Consider the following 1,107-nt stretch of genomic DNA (forward strand, 5'->3'; position numbering starts at 1 on the left):
CTCGTCGGCGGAGACGCCGCCGTAGGTCCGTTGCCCGGTCACGAACCGATTCTGGCACGGGAGCGATTCTGGCAGAAGCTCTTGCCAGAATCTGTCATCTGGGGGACTCTGTTTCCAGATGTGGTGGCGGCCATCACACCGGACCGGGAGGCAACGATGCCTGCACAGAGTGGCTACTTCTCCGACGACTCGATGATCCGGCGGGTCATGCGCAAACGCGCGGTCGGAGTCACCTACGGCCAGCGGGCGCTGGTCATCGGCGCGGTGCATCCGCTGCTCTACGTCGGGACCGCCGAGAACACCCAGCACCGGACCACCCCGTACACCCGCCTGGCCCTCACCGGCCGCCTGTTCGAGGCCGTCTCCCTGGGCACCCGCGAAGAAGCCGACCGCGCACGGGAATTCACCCGCAAGCGCCACGCCCCGGTCGAGGGCGCGCTGCCCGAGTCCGCGGGCACGGCGAACCCGGCGGGCACCCGCTACTCCGCCAACGACCCGCACCTGATGTTCATGACCATGGCCTTCACCTTCGACTCCGCCGAGGTCATGCACGATCTGCTGGTCCGCCGCCTCACCCCGACCGAGCGCGAGGGCCTCTACCAGGACTACGTCCGCTGGGGCGAACTGTTCGGCATGCCGCGCGCCGCCGCCCCCTACACCTACCGCGAATTCCGCGACTACTTCGACGGCTACCTGGCCTCCGCCGAACCCCACCTCACCGACGAGGCCAAACTGGTCGGCTCCTACCTGATGGGCCAGCGCGTCCCCCACCCCCTCCCGATGCCCGCCCAGCAGGCCCTCTCCGGCTTCTCCCTCCTCGTCCAGGGCAGCCTCCCCGCCCGCATCCGCGACATGTACGACCTCCCCTGGGGCCTCCGCGAAGAAGTCGCCTTCCGCACCCTGGCCCGAGCCGTCCGCACCGCCCACATCACCCCACCCCTGCTCGGCAACCCCCTCAACGCCCCCATGACCGGCCCCAGCTACCCCCTGTACAAGCTGGTCACCCGACGCGAACAGCGCCTGATCGGCTCGGGCCGGGCCAGCATGCCGGGGGTGGATCCGCGGTCCTGGGTGGCCAGAAATACGGCCTAGCGGCCATGCGAAGAT

Annotated in this window: 1 protein-coding gene; it reads left to right on the plus strand. The window is 69.5% G+C overall.

The window, feature by feature from the left end:
* Nucleotides 1–156 precede the first annotated feature (156 nt).
* On the plus strand, nucleotides 157–1,092 hold the full coding sequence (locus ACIRS4_RS38470) for an oxygenase MpaB family protein (RefSeq protein ID WP_404204957.1): 936 nt from the start codon (nucleotides 157–159) through the stop codon (nucleotides 1,090–1,092).
* The last annotated feature ends 15 nt before the right edge of the window (nucleotides 1,093–1,107 follow it).

It is taken from the genome of Streptomyces sp. NPDC101166, from assembly GCF_044768125.1.
GTDB lineage: Bacteria > Actinomycetota > Actinomycetes > Streptomycetales > Streptomycetaceae > Streptomyces.

Coding starts and splice junctions, on each gene's coding strand:
- ACIRS4_RS38470 (WP_404204957.1), top strand. CDS start 157: ATGCCTGCACAGAGTGGCTACTTCTCCGACGACTCGATGATCCGGCGG.